This is a genomic window from Mycobacterium sp. E136, from assembly GCF_001666865.1.
Taxonomy (GTDB): domain Bacteria; phylum Actinomycetota; class Actinomycetes; order Mycobacteriales; family Mycobacteriaceae; genus Mycobacterium.
This window is the reverse complement of record NZ_LZJE01000228.1, coordinates 1-924: the sequence shown is the minus strand read 5'-3', so window position 1 is coordinate 924 and position 924 is coordinate 1. Positions and strand designations below refer to the sequence as shown.

1 protein-coding gene and 2 pseudogenes are annotated in these 924 nt (G+C 68.7%); 1 reads left to right on the top strand and 2 read right to left on the bottom strand.

What is annotated here, in order from left to right; genetic code table 11:
* Positions 1-248 (bottom strand): site-2 protease family protein (locus tag A5698_RS15150; RefSeq protein ID WP_197506784.1); only part of this gene is annotated, 248 nt, incomplete at its 3' end.
* Positions 245-853, bottom strand: a pseudogene (locus A5698_RS15145) (1-deoxy-D-xylulose-5-phosphate reductoisomerase); the annotation flags it as partial. The gene A5698_RS15150 and the pseudogene A5698_RS15145, both read right to left, overlap by 4 nt.
* Between A5698_RS15145 and A5698_RS29455 the strand changes: the two are divergent.
* Positions 849-924, top strand: a pseudogene (locus A5698_RS29455) (hypothetical protein); the annotation flags it as partial. The pseudogenes A5698_RS15145 and A5698_RS29455 sit on opposite strands and share 5 nt — an antisense overlap.

Here is a 924-nt window from a genome sequence, read left to right as displayed (position 1 = left end):
TCCTCCACCGAGGTCATGCCCGCGATGTCGCAGAACCCGCCGAGCGGCACCGCCTTGACGCCGTACTCGGTGCGGTCCCCCCGCTTGTTCGCGCGCCACGTCGACCACAGCGTCGGGCCGAAGCCGACGAAGTAGCGGCGCACCTTCATTCCCGTGGCGCGCGCCACCCACATGTGGCCGCATTCATGCAGGGCCACCGAGACCAAAATGGCCAGTGCGAACAGCACGACACCGGTCAGCCACATCATCTGGTGGTGATTACCTCCCGCTCGACCGCACGCGAGGCGCGGTCACGCGCCCACTGCTGGGCGTCAAGTACGTCTTCCACGGTAGCTGGTTCGGCGGCCCACTGGTCGGCAGCGCGCAGCACGTCGGCGATGGTGCGCACGATCGCGGGGAAGCGGATGCGCCCGTCGAGGAACGCCGCGGCCGCCTCCTCGTTGGCCGCGTTGTAGACCGCGGTCATACAGCCGCCCGCCTCCCCGGCCTGGCGCGCCAGCGCCACCGCGGGGAACACCTCGTCGTCGAGCGGCTCGAAATCCCAGGTCGACGCGGTGGTGAAGTCGCAGGCCAGCGCCGCGGCCGGGACCCGTTCCGGCCAGCCCAGCGCCAACGCGATCGGCAGCTTCATGTCCGGCGGGCTGGCCTGGGCCAGCGTGGAGCCGTCGGTGAACGTGACCATCGAATGCACGATCGACTGCGGGTGCACCACCACCTCGATGCGGTCATAGGGCACCCCGAACAGCAGATGCGTCTCGATCAGCTCGAGACCCTTGTTGACCAGCGACGCCGAGTTCAGCGTGTTCATCGGCCCCATCGACCAGGTGGGATGGGCGCCGGCCTGTTCCGGGGTGCCCTATGACCGCATCGAGGTGGTGGTGCACCCGCAGTCGATCGTGCATTCGATGGTCACGTTCACCGACG